This is a genomic window from Labrys sp. ALF-8 (assembly GCF_059699065.1).
On record NZ_AP048538.1, the window covers coordinates 723,539 to 740,439 of the forward strand.

Annotated in this window: 17 protein-coding genes; 5 read left to right on the forward strand and 12 right to left on the reverse strand. The window is 58.0% G+C overall.

Going from position 1 to position 16,901, the window contains the following annotated elements; genetic code table 11:
* Window positions 1-141 precede the first annotated feature (141 nt).
* From AC6H34_RS23195 to AC6H34_RS23205, 3 genes are all read left to right on the forward strand, one after another.
* Complete coding sequence (locus AC6H34_RS23195) at window positions 142-306, forward strand: hypothetical protein (protein ID WP_497540369.1); 165 nt, start codon at window positions 142-144, stop codon at window positions 304-306.
* A 330-nt stretch (window positions 307-636) separates the two neighbouring features.
* On the forward strand, window positions 637-1,860 hold the full coding sequence (locus AC6H34_RS23200) for a hypothetical protein (RefSeq protein ID WP_497540370.1): 1,224 nt from the start codon (window positions 637-639) through the stop codon (window positions 1,858-1,860).
* Between the two features lie 548 nt (window positions 1,861-2,408).
* Window positions 2,409-3,230 (forward strand): hypothetical protein, encoded by an 822-nt coding sequence (locus tag AC6H34_RS23205; RefSeq protein ID WP_497540371.1) that lies wholly within the window; start codon window positions 2,409-2,411, stop codon window positions 3,228-3,230.
* A gap of 40 nt (window positions 3,231-3,270) precedes the next feature.
* Here AC6H34_RS23205 and AC6H34_RS23210 read toward each other — a convergent pair whose 3' ends face one another.
* The 11 genes from AC6H34_RS23210 to AC6H34_RS23260 form a co-directional block, all read right to left on the reverse strand.
* On the reverse strand, window positions 3,271-3,717 hold the full coding sequence (locus AC6H34_RS23210) for a hypothetical protein (protein ID WP_497540372.1): 447 nt from the start codon (window positions 3,715-3,717) through the stop codon (window positions 3,271-3,273).
* A 235-nt stretch (window positions 3,718-3,952) separates the two neighbouring features.
* Window positions 3,953-5,125: an SIR2 family protein gene (locus tag AC6H34_RS23215; RefSeq protein ID WP_497540373.1), complete on the reverse strand. Its 1,173-nt coding sequence runs from the start codon at window positions 5,123-5,125 to the stop codon at window positions 3,953-3,955.
* A gap of 78 nt (window positions 5,126-5,203) precedes the next feature.
* Window positions 5,204-6,673 carry an AAA family ATPase gene (locus tag AC6H34_RS23220; RefSeq protein WP_497540374.1) on the reverse strand — a complete coding sequence of 490 codons (1,470 nt, stop codon included), beginning with the start codon at window positions 6,671-6,673 and terminating at the stop codon, window positions 5,204-5,206.
* Window positions 6,670-7,239, reverse strand: coding sequence for a bifunctional DNA primase/polymerase (locus tag AC6H34_RS23225; protein WP_497540375.1), 570 nt, complete (start codon window positions 7,237-7,239; stop codon window positions 6,670-6,672). Before AC6H34_RS23225 ends, AC6H34_RS23220 begins: the two co-directional genes overlap by 4 nt.
* 387 nt (window positions 7,240-7,626) lie before the next feature.
* Window positions 7,627-7,851: a helix-turn-helix transcriptional regulator gene (locus AC6H34_RS23230; protein ID WP_497540376.1), complete on the reverse strand. Its 225-nt coding sequence runs from the start codon at window positions 7,849-7,851 to the stop codon at window positions 7,627-7,629.
* 66 nt (window positions 7,852-7,917) lie between these two features.
* On the reverse strand, window positions 7,918-8,319 hold the full coding sequence (locus AC6H34_RS23235; protein WP_497540377.1) for a hypothetical protein: 402 nt from the start codon (window positions 8,317-8,319) through the stop codon (window positions 7,918-7,920).
* Window positions 8,320-8,406: 87 nt separating this feature from the next.
* Window positions 8,407-8,778: a hypothetical protein gene (locus tag AC6H34_RS23240; protein WP_497540378.1), complete on the reverse strand. Its 372-nt coding sequence runs from the start codon at window positions 8,776-8,778 to the stop codon at window positions 8,407-8,409.
* A gap of 246 nt (window positions 8,779-9,024) precedes the next feature.
* Window positions 9,025-9,231, reverse strand: coding sequence for a helix-turn-helix transcriptional regulator (locus AC6H34_RS23245; protein WP_497540379.1), 207 nt, complete (start codon window positions 9,229-9,231; stop codon window positions 9,025-9,027).
* Between the two features lie 79 nt (window positions 9,232-9,310).
* Window positions 9,311-9,751: a hypothetical protein gene (locus AC6H34_RS23250; RefSeq protein WP_497540380.1), complete on the reverse strand. Its 441-nt coding sequence runs from the start codon at window positions 9,749-9,751 to the stop codon at window positions 9,311-9,313.
* Complete coding sequence (locus AC6H34_RS23255; RefSeq protein WP_497540381.1) at window positions 9,751-11,064, reverse strand: tyrosine-type recombinase/integrase; 1,314 nt, start codon at window positions 11,062-11,064, stop codon at window positions 9,751-9,753. The genes AC6H34_RS23250 and AC6H34_RS23255 overlap by 1 nt, the downstream gene beginning before the upstream one ends.
* Before the next feature lie 562 nt (window positions 11,065-11,626).
* The gene (locus AC6H34_RS23260) at window positions 11,627-14,479 is read right to left on the reverse strand and encodes a phosphoenolpyruvate carboxylase (protein WP_497540382.1); all 2,853 of its coding nucleotides are present in this window, start codon (window positions 14,477-14,479) and stop codon (window positions 11,627-11,629) included.
* A gap of 99 nt (window positions 14,480-14,578) precedes the next feature.
* Between AC6H34_RS23260 and AC6H34_RS23265 the strand changes: the two genes are divergently transcribed.
* Window positions 14,579-14,701 (forward strand): hypothetical protein, encoded by a 123-nt coding sequence (locus tag AC6H34_RS23265; RefSeq protein ID WP_448147307.1) that lies wholly within the window; start codon window positions 14,579-14,581, stop codon window positions 14,699-14,701.
* 160 nt (window positions 14,702-14,861) lie between these two features.
* On the opposite strand, the gene mntR is transcribed toward AC6H34_RS23265, so the two are convergent.
* Window positions 14,862-15,317, reverse strand: a complete 456-nt coding sequence (gene mntR, locus AC6H34_RS23270) for a manganese-binding transcriptional regulator MntR (RefSeq protein WP_448147308.1) — start codon at window positions 15,315-15,317, stop codon at window positions 14,862-14,864.
* A gap of 179 nt (window positions 15,318-15,496) precedes the next feature.
* On the opposite strand from mntR, the gene AC6H34_RS23275 reads away from it, so the two are divergent.
* Window positions 15,497-16,864: an Nramp family divalent metal transporter gene (locus AC6H34_RS23275; protein ID WP_497540383.1), complete on the forward strand. Its 1,368-nt coding sequence runs from the start codon at window positions 15,497-15,499 to the stop codon at window positions 16,862-16,864.
* The last annotated feature ends 37 nt before the right edge of the window (window positions 16,865-16,901 follow it).

Consider the following 16,901-nt stretch of genomic DNA (forward strand, 5'->3'; position numbering starts at 1 on the left):
AGAAAAGGGGCCGCTAAATGGACTGGCGACCCCTTCAGGGCCGGAAGGCCCCCGCCGGATCTCCGGCCCTTATGCGACATAACCCCCAAGGGTGGAGACAGCCCTTAGCTATGCCGCAAGCTTTGTATTCGTGAAATTGTCGTGTCGGCCGAGCGCAAGTTCCATCGCGAATTGCAGGGCGTCCTGAAGATCCAATCCAAGCCGATCGGCTATAGGGGCGAGCTCAGCAAGGATTTCAGGATCGACGACCCTCTTGTCGGGAATTGGGACAAGATCCCAGCCGAGTGCGCCATAGGCGGCGGCTAGATTCTGGAACGAAGGCGAATTTTTGTGGCGCCAAGCTTTTAGAGTCGCGACCAGGACGCCGGCTCGCGAGCAAAGCTCTTCGTAAGTCACACGCTGGCGGCGCATTTCCGAGAATATAAGGCGCACATGAGAACCTACACCCGCGGGGATCGTAATCCGCGTGGGTTTTCGAGGCCTTGGGGCAGGGTGGCGTCTGGTCATGTCGCGATGGTGACGCGAAAGCGCCCTCGTGCGGAGACTGATTGAATCTCCTGCTTTAAGCCATACAACAGTGGGTTTATGCCCAAACATGATCCTGCTGGCTGGCGACTTCGAGGAAAATTGAGAGAAATGACGAGTGAGCGCCAAAATCTGATCTCTGTGATCGAGAGTTGCTATCGAGAGTGGCTCAGTTGGAAGGTGGGCCAAACACTTCTCACCGAGCACAATACGCGCTTGTCTTTGTGGTCTCCGATTGCGGATGCAGTGGAACACCTAGCCGGTTTTCAAGCCGTCCGTGGACTCTCTATTTTAAGTGGCGGCGGAGCGTTGTCGCTGGAGGCGGAATATCTCAAGGGCGAGATCGTCGATCGTTTATACTTTGGACACCGAGCGATACCGGATGTGGCTGACTGGCTTCTTCGGGTGCTCCACACGAAGTTTGCTCCAGGTCGTTACATCGCCGCAGTATGGGGGCTATCGACACCCGGCGAAGTGCAGATCATGAACGATACCACCTTGGTGCCGTTCGATTCTTTGCCAGAAAGCGAAATGACAAAGACGCTACAGCGACGAGCCGGAAAGGTATGGAATGGGGAATATTTGTGGTCGCAAGGGCACTATGACTTACCGAGCTCTGCCTTGATTCATCACGCGCCTAATTTCCCTTATGTCGGAAGCGCCCAAGTATCTTTTATGGCGCTGAGCCAGATACAAGAGGAAATGCGTATTCCGATCACATTCGTTCAAGCAGCCCTAGCCGGACAGCCTTTGGCGATTGGCGGATGGTTTGAATACGATGATCCGGCCTTAGATTTAAACGCGAACTGGAATTTCATTTCGTGGGTTTTGCCCGAGGTGCACCCAGAGGTGAAAAAAAACGCAACAATTGACCCGAAGACAGCAAAGCATCGTGCCATAGATTTCCAGCGCCTTCCGCGCGATTGGCGGGAGCGGCTCTTGAGATGTATGGAACGGTTTATTCTTAGTCAGTGTCGGCATCAGTTGCTCGACCGCGCTCTTGACTTGGCGCTAGCGTTCGAGATCGCAGTAAGCAGCCAGGGCGACAATGCCCCTGCAAACTGGAAGGTTGGTGTACGTTCGGCTCAACTACTCGGTGGCGACATTGCAACGCGTCAAGCAAATCGAGCTACCCTCGGCGCAATGTATCAATTGCGTAGCATCGGCATCCACGGCGGAAGCTTGAAATCTCAGCAGGCAAAGCATTTGGAAACCTTGAGTTCCTCTGCCGCTATATTTCGTAAATTACTTGCTCGCTTGATCGACTTGGGTACCTCCCCAGATTGGACTGCGATCGAACTTGAGGCACCAAAGTTCGAAGTAAACATGGAATAGTTTGTTTTGTGAGAAGGAAGATCCGTCAAAAATGCGGCTTTGCAACGGGCACTTAACTCTATTTCCCGGGCAAAGAAAAAAGAAAATTCCAAAAATGGAACCATATCTAGAAATCTGGAACGGTCGCGCGTTAATCGCTCCCCCACCCCCGCCGGGAGGACCCTTCCGTTACGCAACGTCAACTGTGGCAGAACTGCAACACATGCGCATGGCGCATGTCTACCCCTGCGTAAGGCCATCGACCTATGCGATCAATGCACATGCTGAGGCCCGGTTAGGCATCCAACTGACCAGCGAGTAGGCGTGCACCCAAACTGTATATTCGTCGACCCCGGGGCAGTGCATTTCGTGAGGCTAGGGCAGGCATAAGCAGGCGTACGCCTATACTGTCGAAATATCGGGTGCAAGTTCATGAGGGCGGCAGAGACAAGCGAAGGTAGGCATTCCCAAGCTAAATTAAGAGGCCGAAAGCTCTACCATTTGGTTGGGCTATCGATACTCCTCCTTGGCTGGTATGTTGTGCGCTAGGAGAATGGAGGGAACGGCCTGTGTCAGATCGTTCGTTCAATCAAGCGCGAAGTGCGCAGCCTGACATCATCGACGTATTCCTGATCCTCCTGTTGGCGGCCGCTCTAGATATTTTTGTATTCTGGATGGCAACACAGTTTGTGGACAATCCTGTATTTCAGAAACTCCCGGATTTTGTAACTGGTCTTTATTCAGGATTTTGGACTAGTGTAGCTACAGGAGCGACTGGCATAGGCCTCGTTATAGTCAAAGCTATTGCTCAACGGCGACGAGCATCTCCAAATTATTTTTTTTATGTCTTAGCGACTGCGTCATTTTTATTCATAGCAATACTAATGCTCTCTGTAGTTTCAATATATTTGGATGCAATAAAAGGGCCGAGCGTCCCAAAACCAGCCCCCCCGATGAATGCTTTCCTTCTGGACATCCCCTCCGACGGAAACGATCAGCTATTTAATCAAAGCGATGACACCTCATCGTGGATTTACACGTACCAAGGCAAAATAGCGCTCCGTGGCAAGATCTTTTCGGGCGTCCTAGAAAGTTCCAAAATAGTCACCTCTGCGACCTTCCTTCCTGGTCCGGGGCAGACTCTCCAGAAGGTTGACGTGAATATATGTCACTGGAAGCTTATCAACGGAAATTGGTTTGTGGATTGGTCGCCATTCCACAGTAATGTAGACACAAGTGTTTCGGTGAATGTTCCACTTCAGGCGAATAGTACCATTAATTTGCCGAAAATGAATTTTAAATTTACCGCTCCGGACGACGCAGATCTAAAATATTCTTGGCTTTGCATTAGAATTGGCTTTAATGGCGGATATATCCCGGTCCCGCATTGACGCCTTGAGACGTGGAACAGCCACCCCTAAGGCGTCGTTTTCAGACCCGCCCCCACCAATATCCGAGCACTGTATTGACAGCGATCGCTAGCGAAACCGTCGAGCCGTCGTCACGCTCAACCAAAATTTCCATAGCCTCGGCAAACCCACCAGTTCCGAATGGCGCCGTAAATAATCCCTCGGTTGCGTGAACCTGCCGAGCCGTCGTCACGGTTCGCGGTATCTTCTTTTGAGCCTTCAGCTCCGCGTGCTTGCTCGCGTCCGCGACGTCGCGGATTGTCTGGAACTCAGGACACAGGCCAATGACCTCAAGGTGCACGTCCTGGAGCTTTGCATAGGTCGTCGGGTTCTCCGTAAGCCAGTAATCGGCGACGTGATAGAGCACGATCGCCGCCAGCCGGCCGCGACGGACATCGGCGATGTCGGCCAGAAACTCTTCGGCCGTCGGCTTGGCGGTTTCGTGGAAGAACGACGCTGTGAGGGACATCGCGAGGCTTGTGCAGCGTTAGATTTGTTAGATCTGTTAGACTGAGAACCGCCGCCGAAGGGCTTTGCCGACGATATTGCGCGCGAAGGGTCTCTTAGCGCAACCGGGAGGTCGGTTTTTGGCGGTCCTCTCACATTCGCTGTTAGATTCGTTAGATTGTTAGATCGAGAGGCAATCTAACAAATCTAACAAATCTAACGAATCTATCAATCTAACGAATCTAACACTCTGTGCATCAAGGGCTAAGCGCCGCAATGACGTTTTGCAACTCGCCTGGAGCGTCGAGGAATGCCTTGAATCCTTTCTCCCAAACCGCCGCGCTGCCGTCCTCAGATATTGTCCAGCCGGACCCGCTCCGTTGTCCCCGCATGCTCTCGGTAATGTGGACTTGGAGATCATGAAAAAGATGGATCGTTTTGGAATCGCGTTCGAAAAACGTTTCTTCCTCGAAGCCGTTTCGCCAGTAGTCGACATATAAGAGCGGCGGCTTAGGCGACCGCGACCGTGCCTGAGATATCCAAGAATTTATATGGAAATCTGTAAGTCCCGATCCAACTACAAATATTAAGTCAGCAGTCATCAAATCACGCGCCATGGACGCGTAGTAGTGTGAGAAAGGCTTCTGCTGTAGGCGAGAAAGTTTCTCCAGTCCGGTTACGATCGGCGTTCGCATAAAAGATGAGCCATCCATTCTGCTAAGCTGACTTCCGGAAAATGACGAATTATTTCTAGCTGTAGTGTAATCGCCATACCAGAAGAGTTCGCCGATCTCACCTCGGGGTGGCCTTGCATAGCCAAGATGAACAGAGCCATGGAGATAAAAAAGACCGTGCGTATCGTTGCTCCAGTAGTTGTCTAGCTCGAATGGTGCCGGTGCACCGCCATTTGGCGTAAAGCCGATATAAATATCAGGGGAGGCTTGCAATAATAAGTCATCGTAATTCGTCGTGTAAATTTTGGTCAAGTAAGTTGATTTTAATTTTTCAAGAAATTCGCGGAGCGTATCGATCGGGCTTGTAGGACTTTCACTTGCGCTTGAGAAATCATTGTAGAGAATTTCTATTATCTTTTCGCATAAAGCGTTTAGAGCATCTCGTGTAAACGATGATCGAAAATTTACAAATGGAATTAATAACGGTCGAAATTCATCCACTGCACCGTTATGAGGTTCGAATAGAGATCTCAGTTCATGGGCACAGTGGTAAATCTGCTCAAAGTTAGGAGCGCCGGTGTTCAGATATCCCTGAAGACCGGTCGTTATAGTTTGGAGGGCTACGTCTCCGCCGACTTTTTGGAGCCAGGGGTCGGCAGCAACAGCATTTTGAATGGCGCTCGTGACATTGCCGGTGGATGGAGCGCCGTACTCGACCGAAGCTCCTGCACCAAAGAGAAGCACTGCCTTCTTCATTTCCTTGACACCCGCCAACGAAAACAACTCGTAACGCCATTTCGCATAGTGGCTGGCGCTGGTGCAAGTCAGCGCCACCTATTCATGACATGCTGCATATACGCCACGAGTAACCTTCACGATCTTCCCGGCTTTCACCAATCGGCCAAGATCGACGTCAACCCTCTCTCGAGGTAGGCCAGTTGCCTCAACAATCTGAGCGACGGTCATAGGCCGACCGGTTTCTCGCAGTTCCCGAATGATCACATTCGACTCTTTCGCATGGCGTACCTGCTCGGCATCGCCCAGCGACTCCCAATGCCCATTTTCAGGATCGAACTTGACGGCGAGTTCGAACTCTTCAACGTCGCGACCGCGACCATACAAGCTGGCGCCTTCGCCTGTTCGCTTTAAGATAAGCGTCGTGTCGGCGGTGCCAACTTGTCCTGTCGAACCGAGCACTTCGTCGAATGGGTCTCCGCCGTCGCCCGGTGCCTTCTTGAGATGCATGACAAGGATAAGCGCGATCCGTCTTTTCAAGGCCAATTGTTGTAACGGGCCTAAGTGCTCGTAGTCTTGGTTGTAAGCATTCACGCCGGCCTTATGCGGTGGCGCCACTCGGCGCCAGACGTCAATGATGACCAGACGAGGGTTCGAGACCGTATCGAGCCAAGTCTCGAGATTCTTTAGGCCGCCTTGGTCGACGCGGCTCCATTCAGTCTTGATGATAAGGCGATCGGGCACTCTCTTTGCGCCGTCTTGCCGATATAGCGGAATCATCTTCTGGAGGCGATCCTTTACACGCCGCTCAGAGTCCTCCAATGCAAGATAGAGGGCGTCGCCGGCCTCGCAGGTCCGACCAAAAAAAGTGTCCCCTCCGCCGACGCTCAAGCCGAGAAGCAAGGCTAGCCATGACTTTCCGACCTTGGATTTGCTGGCGAGAATAGTTAGCCCTTCCGGCAGCAAGTCAGGCACGATCCAGCGGATCGGCTCAAACTCTTTGCGAACTAGATCGCGTGCAGAAATAAAACCTGTGCTGGGAGGGGCGGGTTTGGGCGACGCCGACGCCTTCTCGGCCCGTGCCGTCTTTGAATCGATGATGGGTTCTGGCGCTTGCTCGACATATCCGAGGATGCGCGCGAGCCAATCATAGGCCGCGTTGATGTCGAGAGACATCGCCGCGATGACCACATCCAGGGCTGTGTAGTTCCGAGGGCCGTCGCCGAAATCCACGATCCCTTGAGGTGTAAACGAGAGATTCAACGATCTCTTGCCTAAAGCGCGGCCCGTTCCAGAGGGGCGCCATTCGGCGACGGCGTGCCAGCCACCAGGCTTTCGGCGCGCCCGTTTTAGCCCAAGCGACGGAATCCACTCGTCAAGGCGTCCGAGTGCGTCCTCGTTGATCGAGCGAAAAATGTCAGAGCCTGGCGTCGGCGGGCTCGTTGAAGGTATGGGGCGCGGAGCAAGCCGATCGTCGCCCTCGAGCATGACGCGCATGTCATCAATGCGCCACAGCCATTCCGGCGGCGCCGGATGATATGAGGACAGCACGCTTACAAGATCCGTCATTGTGCCGGCCCCGCATATGAAACAAACTGATACGCGCGGCCGTCAACAAAACGGCTAGGTGGCGCAATGACGTATTTCCGATCACTAAGGATATCGACGCCGGGCAATTTTTTCGCCGGCAAGGCGATAGCGCTGTCGACGCGATACCAAATATGTAGGCCGTTGCCGGGCGTCCAAACGCATGCCTCGGAAGGAGGAAGAGCAAAGCCCTCGCGTCTGAGGCGATCGATGGTTTCAAAGCCGTCGACGCCGCCGGCCTTGTTGTCGATATCAACGACAATCCAGCCGTTGGACACTTTGCCAAGGGCGATGCCGATCATGGCGCGCGGGAATTGCACATCCCACCAATTTTGAATGAGGGCCGGATCGCGGGTCGCGTCGTCGACGCCGTGCCGAGTGAGCGGGCGCTTGTCGGCGCGGCCGTTATTGTCAACCGCCGGGGAGACCGGAAGCACAGATAGCCCGATTTCAGCGTAGCGGAGCGCATAATAGAGAAGGTCGTCGCCCCGATCGAGCACACTTGAAGGGTTGATCATGGCGCCACCGCCGTGGGCGACTGCCAGCATGGTTTGTCTGGGTAGCGATGTCCGAGAATATCCAACGCCCATGCAAACGCGCGGCGCCTCAAGGACCAGGGGCCACAATTTGTTGGATTTGCAAAGTGATAGACCTCAATGGGGCTCCGATCGCGGAACGCCATTACGATCCACCATTTTTCTCGATCGTCTCCCCAAGTTAGGGCTCGATTGTTATCCCAATCTTCCGGGCGCCACGTGCGAAGCCTAATCGGGTGGTTCGGATGGGTGCGAAACCACTCTTCATCCGAAACAAAGGGGATACCGGAACGACCCTGGTCGTTCACCGATTTCGAGGTATTCACAGGACAATCTCTCTACGACGTCGAAAATTGGGAAAGCGCTCCGTTGGCCGCGGAGCGCTTTTTCTTTGCGCCCTCACCGCATTTCGTGGGGCAGCAGCGCCCGGCCGCCTGGCCCGAGCCGGTTCTCGTTGAGATAAGCCGCGACGTCCCTGCGGTGGTAAAATGGGGTTCGACCGACGCGGGTAAAGACGGGGCCGCCACCGTCCCGGCGCCAGCGGCGCAACGTTTTGCGGGATTTGCCGATGAAACCGATAACCTCATCTTCGGTCAGCAGATTGATATCCATCGCCGATCGCATTTGACTTCTCCTAAGCGCATTTGGCCGGGTTTGGCCGGAACTCAATATGGAACAAGTGCTCCCGTGCTACAGGGTCGGTTTGGTCGCCTCGACGGCGTCGAGTTCGCGAGAGATGTCGGCTAGAACGGCCCGCGTGTCGGCTGGTAGAGCGATTGTCTCCCTGATTGTTTGTGCTTGAGATCGGGCAAGTCGGGCCATGTGGTGCATTCCAGCGGCATATTGAATCAGAACTCCGGCATCGCCAGGGGCATATTGTTGATGCGAAAATGCCTCTTCGATGAGAGCGCGCATTCGTTCCGGCACCTCGTTCGAAATGTCTGGCGTCTCGACCGCAATCTCAGTGGAGCGGGCGAGAGCGCGAAGAGCGAGCGCGCAGACATCGGCGTCAGTCGGGCCGACATGGTGGCCGTCATCGGACGGTGCCTCAAGGGCGTTGGCGAGGGCGCGTAGGTAGCGGGCATCTAACATGTCAATCTCCTGTTTTTGGACATGCGGGGGCGATCGCCGAAATGGGCTTCGGCGGGTAACGGCGAAACGTCTTGTGCTAGGGAGGCGTTATCGAGCGGCGGCTTCGGCGATCGCCGAAGCGCGTCGGAAGACATCGGGATCGAGCCCCTTCACGGCGGCCTTGAAGCGAGCATATTCACCTTCGGCGACCAGGCGATCGCGAAGGGCTTTGACCTGCCGAATGCCGACCTTCTTGAGCGCGAGAGCCATTTCAGCTTTACCGTACCAGGCCTCGTCGATAGCAATTTCCTCGGCGTGCTCGTCGAGATCCCGCTCGATCCGCTCGGCCTGGTCTTCCAGGATCGCGAGGGCGTCGTCGCAGTCGGCGAGGGTCTGGAGGTCGGCAACGGTCCAGCCGGCCTCGATAATTATCGGGCGGCGGGCTGGCGCGGCGTCGAGGGCGAATGCAAGTGCAGGCATGACAATATTCTCCCGTTCGCGCCGAAGCGCGTTGTTGAAAGTTAGGGGATGGAGGGGGCGCTAAGCTCGTGGCTTAGGCAATTTCCGACAGGCTTGACGCTCGATTGCTATCGAAGCATCAAGGTCGAGTCAAGTATTTGATTTTACAACGGAAATAGAGGGAAATCGACGGACGATAACGGAGGCCAAGGGCTTGATCGAGCGGGGCATTTGCCCCGACGTCCGTCAGTGTCCGTTGACAGGCTATCAGGCCTGTAAGTCTGTTTTCGCTGCCTTGCGCCGCCGACGCTCAACGAAAGCGTCAATTTCGCTCGGCGCGAAATAGCGGCGATTCCCGATAGCGATCGGTTGGGGAAAGTCGATATCCTCGCGGGTCAACCAACGATGCAAAGTCATCCTGGAGACGCCGAACCTCTTCAGGACGGCCCCCGTGGTAATAAATTGTTCGCCCATGGCGTCCTCATCTGTGTAACGATGACGCGAATTTGGCACAGTTCGTCCCAGGCCGTCCAAGGACTTAAATGCCGGTATTTCAGGCCGCGTTGGTGAGCGCCCTTGTGACCCATGCGACCGCCTTCCGCACGCCGTCCGCAGAGAGCATGCGGGCTTCATGTGTGCCGGCGAGGGAGGCATAGGCCGCGATATCGCTCATGCCAGCTTCTTGCAAGCGGTGGAAACGGCCATAGATTGCGACATCGCGCTCAAGCCGTTCTAGCTCGCTCCAGGCATCGGCACGCCCGCGCGCCGCGCGCATGACGACCCGACCCGCCCTTGTTTCAGCCGCGCCGGTGTCGGCGAAGAGCTCACTGGAGACGCGGTCAAGCTCGGCGAGCACGGCGGGCGGGATAGGCCTGCCAGCCTCTCGGGCAACATGATAGGCCTTCCAAGCGGCGAGGGGATTGCCCGTGTTCTCGAGGACCGCCAGCCAGTAGCTCAGCGTCGCGTCGACGGGGTCAAAGTCTATGCGCGCCATTATGCTACCGCCTTGGCTTGGTTCTCACCGCGAGGCTTGGTCAGCCCGGCTATGTGATCGGCCCACACGGCGAGTGCATGCCGCTTCTCGTCGATAAAAGTGTGCCTTTGGTAGACGCCGACGATGCCGCCAAACGATCCGCTTATATGGTTGAGCACTTTCTCGATCACAGGCAATTGGACGCCAAGACGGGCCATTCCGCTAGCGGCCGTGCGGCGAAGATCATGCAGAGTCCATCGCGCAATCTCGACCTTGGCAGGATCTTCGCCACGGCGAGCAGCCTGCTCGCGCGCGATCTCCAGCATTTTCTTATCCAGGCCAGCTTTTGCACGGGAGTAGCCCGAAACGGACGTTGTGCCTGTGGTTGTGTATACGAATGGCGACTTGTCGACCTTGGGCACCGACGCCAGAGTTTCGACAACTGCTGGCGACAAAGGAACGGCGTGCTCTCGGCCATTCTTGGTTCGGGCGCCTGGCAATATCCAGACAGGGGAGGCGGCATCGAACTCGAGCTCTCGCCATTCCATGCCCGCAACCTCGTCGCGTCTCTGCCCTGTCAGCAAGACGGCCCAAAGGAATTGCCGCCACGGCCATTTCATCTCGGCCACAGCGGCACACAGAATGCGAAGCTCGTCGTCACTCAAAACTCGGTCGCGGGAGACCTCGCGCTTAACAGCCTTGACCCCCACGCATGGGGAAGTGTCGACGATGCCATGATCCACGCACCAACCGAAAAATTTTCGCGTGTTGGCTAGTGTTCTGTTCGCCATTGACCCATGACCGCGCTCGTCGATCGCGCCTATGAGATTCAAGACGTCCTGGCGCGTGATGCTCTGGACCTTTCTCCCGTGCCACGGTTTCAGTTTCTGTCGAAGCATCGCCGATACGTTCGTCGCGGATTTGTTTTGGCTGACGTGCTTGGCGATAAAGCGCTCCACGACGTTTTCAACCAGGTCGTCTTTACGGCGCGCCTCGATCTTCGCTGCCTTTATTCTGGTGGCCTCGGCCGCGCGGTCAGCCTGTCGGTTTGCAACAGGATCTTGTCCGGCGGATCGAACCTTTCTCGCATTGCCAGCCGCCTCGCGCGCCTCCGCGAGCGACAATGCGCCGGCGCCGGCGGCGCGACCGAGCGTCATGCGGACAGGCTTTTTATCCCAAGCCCGGTACCGCAGCACCCAAGCCTTGACGCCGGTTGGATGCACGACGAGCGCTAGACCGGGCGTCGCAACATCCGCGATCTCGATCCGTTTTGACGGGTCCGGTTTAGCGTTGGCGATGGCGACGGCTGTAAGTGGCTTCGAGGTCTTGAGCACGTGACGAATCTCTCATTGAGCACGCGACTCTTTACAAGGTACACACAAAGGTACACAAGTTTGTTGGTTGCGATCGGTTCATATTGTTACGGATATTTACGAGGTAATTTCAAATATTACTATAAAAACAATTGGTTAAGGCATATTCGTCAAAAAATCTGTTATAGCTCGTTTTTGAGCGTTATGGCTCGGCACACTTCTTTTAATCATGGGGTCATGGGTTCGAATCCCATCGAGCTCACCACAATTCCTAAAACGAAATCATGTCCTCGCGAAAGCAGTGACGGTTCACTGTGGAGGAATAAATCCGTCTCAGGCTCGTATTTTCCGAGGCGATGATTGTGTTCGTCATGTACATGCCTTCCCCATCCTCGCCTCGGTCACAGGATCTTGCGACGCAGGGCTCTTTTCATCTCCCGCTTGAAGCGATCGCGGAGATCTGGGTGCCGTCCGCCTAAGGGCCACGAGCATTCGAACGCCGTCAGTTGCGCTGACCCACGCCCGTGAAGTCGTAATCCCGGCACTCGTGCCGGGATCTGATATCGACTGGGTGTCCGCCGTTCTAGCCGTGCGCCCCGCACTCCAGGGCAATCGCGGTGCCGATGGCGAGGATCGTCCTGTAGCTCTTTTCGATGGGATCGATCAGATTGCGGGTCAGCGCGGCATAGTTCGACGGTGCGTCGCCCGGATAGGAGAAGGATTCCGCTAGGGCATAGCCTTCCATGTTGAGGGCATTCACCGGATAGGCGTCCCGCAGGAGGGCGACAGCCTCGGAAATGCGCAGGCTGAAGATGAGTTCCATGATGTCTTCTCGCGAGACGTCGTTGCGGGTCGAGAATTTCGGCACGCGTGCCGCCATCAGGATGATGTGCTGCAACAGCGCCAGACGCACGGCCTGCAGCATGTCGAGTCGCTCTCGATTGTCCGAGAGCGACTTGCCGAGTTCCAGGCCGGCAAGATCCAGCACGCGATGCAGCGTGATGGCGTCGAGGCGCAGCTTCACCGCGAGTTCGCTGAGCGCTGCGGCACGATCGTCCTCTTCGAGCAGTTGCGTGATGAAGAGGCTGGGCTCGGCCAGATGTGGCTCGGCGCCGGCGTAGGGGCGGGTCGACCAGAAGGCACGGTCGAACAGCGTCGAGAAGGCCGCCAGCGCCTTGATCGAAGAGCGGCGCTTCATATGCACCACGTGCGAGGTCAATCGCCGCAACCGGTCCGACTTGGCGAAGGTATCGATGAAACGATCCTCGTCGCCGCGAAGAGCCGTGCCGAAGCCGGCGATCACCGTGGAGGGATGGCCGAGCTGCTGAAGGATGGCGTTGTGGGGGATGGCACGGATGCGGCGCACCTGATGCACCTCACCGCCGGAAACATCGAATTGCCGCCGCGACTTGCGGGAGCCGGTTTCGTTCAGCAGTCCCTGGGCAAAGGAGCCGAGTGCCCGGTGATATGAGTGATCATCGAGCAGTTTGCTATGAAAAGCGGCAAGGCGACGGAAGAAGTCGAAGGAGAACGTCGTGTTGGAGTAGAAGGGATCGTTGGTGGTCTGGTCCCGCCACGCCACCTCCGCCTCCAGCATGCGGGTGACAGAGGCGAGTGCGAGCTCCGGCGTTTCGAAATAGGTGAAACCGTCGCCGCCCTGGAAGCTGACCTCATGCTTGAGAGCAATGCCCCGGCTTTCGAATTCGCGTCGGGCCCAGGGGCTCATCACGTAGAAGGCGCGGTCCTCGAAAGAGGCCTGGTGCGCGCCGCGCCCCGCGGATTCGCCGTGCGTGTCGAAGATCAGTACCTCGACATCGGTCAGCTTGTTTCGCTCGCAGGCGCGCGCGAGTTGCCCGTGCAGACGTTCGATGGCGAGCGCCGCCGTGATCTGGCCCATGAAACGACCGGAATCCGAGAATCCCGTTTGGATGGCGAGCCTGCCGCGCCGGCGAACCGCCTGGCGATACTCCTCTATGCCGAAGAGAACGTCGAAGAAGCGAGAGGCGCTTTCGAGCGCGGTCGGCGTTTCGAAAAGGGGCGAGACGTCGAGCTTGTCCTCTACGCCGAACAGGCGCGCGAAATATACGGCCGCCATCACTGTCGCCGGCGCCTCGCATTCCGCGATCAGCAGGCGGATTGTGGAGTCGCGATCGACATGCTTGAGGATCTGCGCAGCCAATACGAACTGGCGCAAGGCGGTCTTCTGCTCGATATCGAGCGAACCGAAATTCACCGAGACGGGTGTGGCCTCCCGGATGAAGGTCGACAGGCGCTCCAGCATCGAGCGGCTGGAGATGTTCTCCTCGGCATCGATGTCGAGGTGCTGGCGGATGGCGTTGTGGAGCTGCGTGGCATTGATGCGCATATGCACCTCGCCGACGCTGAAACCGAGCGTCAGCATCTCGCTGCGCAGAGCCACCAGGTCGAGCGCGACCGCGGGCGGCGCGTCGGCGATGGCGATATCGACAAGGGCGATATACGGACGCACGCTGGTGGCGGCGTCCGGATGCGGCGTCGTGAGGGCATCGGCCGCTTCCCTGAGGGCGGACCTGTCCAGCGGATCCCTGTGAAAGGCTTCGAGGATGCCGGCGTTCCAGGCGCGGGTCCGCTCGATGCGGGCGGTCAGCTCGGCGAGACGCTGTGCGGTCGGCGTATCCGCTCCAACCTTCTCCGCGATCCTGGTGACCTCAGCCAGGTAGCGGCTGATCTGATGATCCTTTTCGGCAAGCCGGAAGCGGAAGGAATCGATCCAGCGTATGTCCGTGCGGCCATCGAGGTCATATCCGATCCAGGTGCCGAGGCCCGCATAGCCGACGGTGGTGGAACGCCACTCCGACGAGCGCCGGTCACGCAGGACTTCCGCGGCGGCACGCGCGAACTCGCCGATGGCGGTTTTTGCCGCGTCGAGTGCGGAGAGCGCGGCGGCATGTTCGACGGCGAGGGTGATCGGGGTGTCCGGTGCCATAAGCATATCGGGCGGCGCCACATCCTCGCCGCAGGCCATGCGGGCGAGCTTGTTGCGGTTCACGCTCGACAGCAGAAAGGTGGGATGGCCGGTGAAGACGATGCCGAGCTGCGTCCGGGCGAGGGGAGAGGTCCCCGAGATGCCGCGACGGCCGTCGGCGAGAAGGCGCTCGGCGACGCGGCGCAGGGAGGCGCGGTTCGCGGCCATGTCGACGGGACCGACATAGTCATGAAGAGCCTGTGCCCGAGCTTTGAATGTTTCCTGGCCGAGCCGAAGCGAAAGCGCGTCGAGATCCTCGCGGGTGAGGCGTCCTGCCTCCAGGTCCCTGGACAGTTCGAAGGCGAGTTGCGCCACCGGATTGTACCGAGGCTCGTCGACCAGGCGGTCGCGTGAGGCTTCGAGCTTGGCCCGGCAGAGCGCTTCGAGTTCGGCGGCGCGATCGATGCCATGTTCCGGCAATGTAGAATCCATTCTTCTTCTCGGTTTTCAGGGTCTTCTTGAAGTCGTGCTCGGGACGCGTCGGCGGTCATGGACAGGGCTGGAGGCAAAAGCAAGCCCACAGGAGAAGCAATGCAGGTGGATGGAATGCGCTTCGCCAAGGGCGAGACCACGGCGGTCATCGCAAGCCAGGAGGCTTACGGCTTCGCCTTCCATCTCCTCAACCAAAATCGCTCCTGTCGAACCTGGCCATGACTGATGACACGCCCTAAACCGGCGATGTCGTAAAAACGAGCAAATTCCATGCCGCCCGTTGTCGTTGGCAAAGGGTAATCTGTCGCAGCCAGGCCAAGGTGCGTCGCCATCCGGCCTTCGCATCGGCGAGGCAGGGATGGCTTCTGCGCGGCGATCGACGTCAGCGTTTCGATTTGACGAAGCGCGAGAAGGCGTCCAGCGTCGCCTTGCTGACGTGATGCTCGATGCCCTCGGCGTCCCGGCGCGCGGTATCCGCGTCGACGCCCAGGGCCAGCAGGAAGGCTTCGACCAGATGGTGCCGCTCGCGGCTGGCTTCGGCCAGTGCCTGTCCGGCCTCTGTCAGGAACACGCCGCGATAGGGACGCTGGGCGACAAATCCTTCGTCGGCCAGCCGCTTCAACATCTTGGCGACGGTAGGCTGGGCGACGCCGAGGCGCGCTGCGATGTCGACCTGCCGAGCCTCGCCCCCATCCTTGATGAGGTCGGCAATCAGTTCGACATAATCCTCGACGAGTTCAAGTCTGCGGGCCTCGCGAGCCTGTCGGAAGCTTTCGACATGCACGACGGCGTCGACCAGCCCGGCTTCTCCGATCGAAAGCGCAGCGGAACGTTTCATGCCGGCTCTCCTCGTCTTTCCGGTATTGCCCTGTCGGTATGCCCGATCCAGGTCGATTTAGCAATGGGAGGGATACAACCCAGCCTAAGCGGTTCTCCATTGACTAATCTTTAGAGTATAGCATAAGCTATAAAAACTGGATGACTTAAAAGGCGGGCGGGCTTGCGTTGGAGGATGATATGAGCGGCGATGCGGTTGGCGCAGCGCAAGCGGCGAGAGCCTGGCGGGTGGTACCGGAAGGCGAGGCGAGGCCGAGCCTCGGGTCGATGAACAGCAGCGTGCCCGTTCCGAAGACGGGGCTGTGGCTGCGGCGCTTCCTGGCGTTCGTCGGGCCGGGATACATGGTCTCCGTCGGGTATATGGATCCGGGCAACTGGGCGACGGATATCGCCGGCGGCTCCAAGTTCGGCTACACCCTGCTTTGCGTCATCCTCCTGTCCAACCTGATGGCGATCGTGCTGCAGGCGCTGGCAGCCCGGCTCGGCATCGTCACCGGGCGCGATCTCGCGCAGGCCTGCCGCGACCACTATTCGAAACCCGTCAACATCATGCTCTGGCTCGCCTGCGAGCTTGCGATCATTGCCTGTGATCTTGCCGAGGTGATCGGCACGGCCATCGCCCTGAACCTTCTGTTCGGCATTCCGCTGATCTGGGGGGCGATCATCACAGCAGTGGACGTGTTCCTGGTGCTGATGCTGATGCAGCGTGGCTTCCGCTCGCTGGAGGCATTTGTCATCGCGCTGCTGGTGGTGATCTTCTCCTGCTTCATCATCCAGATCGTCTTGGCGGCTCCCGCCGTCAGGGACGTCCTGGGCGGATTTTTGCCGCAGGCCGCCGTCGTCACCAATCCCGAGGCTCTCTACATTGCCATCGGCATCATCGGCGCCACGGTGATGCCGCACAATCTCTACCTTCACTCCTCCATCGTTCAGACCCGGGCCTATGAACGCACGGACGAAGGCAAGCGCGCAGCCATTCGCTGGGCGGTGACCGATAGCACCATCGCCCTGATGCTGGCCCTGTTCGTCAATGCGGCCATCCTGATCATGGCGGCGTCCGTTTTCCACCAGAACGGCCGCACCGATGTCGCGGAGATCGAAGAGGCCTACCAACTCCTCTCGCCGATGCTCGGGGTCGGCATCGCCTCGACCCTGTTCGCGGTGGCCTTGCTCGCCTCCGGCGTCAATTCGACGGTGACGGCCACGCTTGCCGGCCAGATCGTCATGGAGGGCTTCCTACACCTGCGCATCCCCGACTGGGCGCGCCGCCTCATCACCCGCGGCATCGCTATCGTGCCCGTGGTGGCGGTGACGGCGATCTACGGCGACCGTGGCACGAACGAACTGCTCGTTCTGAGCCAGGTCGTGCTGTCGATGCAACTCCCCTTCGCCATCATCCCGCTGGTGCGCTTCGTCTCCGACAGGCGCAAGATGGGTGTCTTTGCGACGCCGCCCTGGCTCACGCTCCTGTCCTGGGCGATCGCCACGGTGATCCTGGTACTCGATATCAAACTGCTGGTAGATACGTTCACCGGTGTCGGGGGCTAGCCGGGCGCCGACGGAGCGCCAGGAAGTGGCATTCCTG

Bases quoted from the DNA above. Each gene is read 5' to 3' on its own strand.
- AC6H34_RS23225 (WP_497540375.1), bottom strand. From the start codon at position 7,239: ATGCTGGCAGTCGCCCACGGCGGTGGCGCCATGATCAACCCTTCAAGT.
- AC6H34_RS23230 (WP_497540376.1), bottom strand. From the start codon at position 7,851: ATGCGATCGGCGATGGATATCAATCTGCTGACCGAAGATGAGGTTATC.
- AC6H34_RS23220 (WP_497540374.1), bottom strand. From the start codon at position 6,673: ATGACGGATCTTGTAAGCGTGCTGTCCTCATATCATCCGGCGCCGCCG.
- mntR (WP_448147308.1), bottom strand. From the start codon at position 15,317: ATGAAACGTTCCGCTGCGCTTTCGATCGGAGAAGCCGGGCTGGTCGAC.
- AC6H34_RS23245 (WP_497540379.1), bottom strand. From the start codon at position 9,231: ATGGGCGAACAATTTATTACCACGGGGGCCGTCCTGAAGAGGTTCGGC.
- AC6H34_RS23265 (WP_448147307.1), top strand. From the start codon at position 14,579: ATGCAGGTGGATGGAATGCGCTTCGCCAAGGGCGAGACCACGGCGGTC.
- AC6H34_RS23200 (WP_497540370.1), top strand. From the start codon at position 637: ATGACGAGTGAGCGCCAAAATCTGATCTCTGTGATCGAGAGTTGCTAT.
- AC6H34_RS23215 (WP_497540373.1), bottom strand. From the start codon at position 5,125: ATGAAGAAGGCAGTGCTTCTCTTTGGTGCAGGAGCTTCGGTCGAGTAC.
- AC6H34_RS23250 (WP_497540380.1), bottom strand. From the start codon at position 9,751: ATGGCGCGCATAGACTTTGACCCCGTCGACGCGACGCTGAGCTACTGG.
- AC6H34_RS23235 (WP_497540377.1), bottom strand. From the start codon at position 8,319: ATGTTAGATGCCCGCTACCTACGCGCCCTCGCCAACGCCCTTGAGGCA.
- AC6H34_RS23275 (WP_497540383.1), top strand. From the start codon at position 15,497: ATGAGCGGCGATGCGGTTGGCGCAGCGCAAGCGGCGAGAGCCTGGCGG.
- AC6H34_RS23260 (WP_497540382.1), bottom strand. From the start codon at position 14,479: ATGGATTCTACATTGCCGGAACATGGCATCGATCGCGCCGCCGAACTC.
- AC6H34_RS23240 (WP_497540378.1), bottom strand. From the start codon at position 8,778: ATGCCTGCACTTGCATTCGCCCTCGACGCCGCGCCAGCCCGCCGCCCG.
- AC6H34_RS23210 (WP_497540372.1), bottom strand. From the start codon at position 3,717: ATGTCCCTCACAGCGTCGTTCTTCCACGAAACCGCCAAGCCGACGGCC.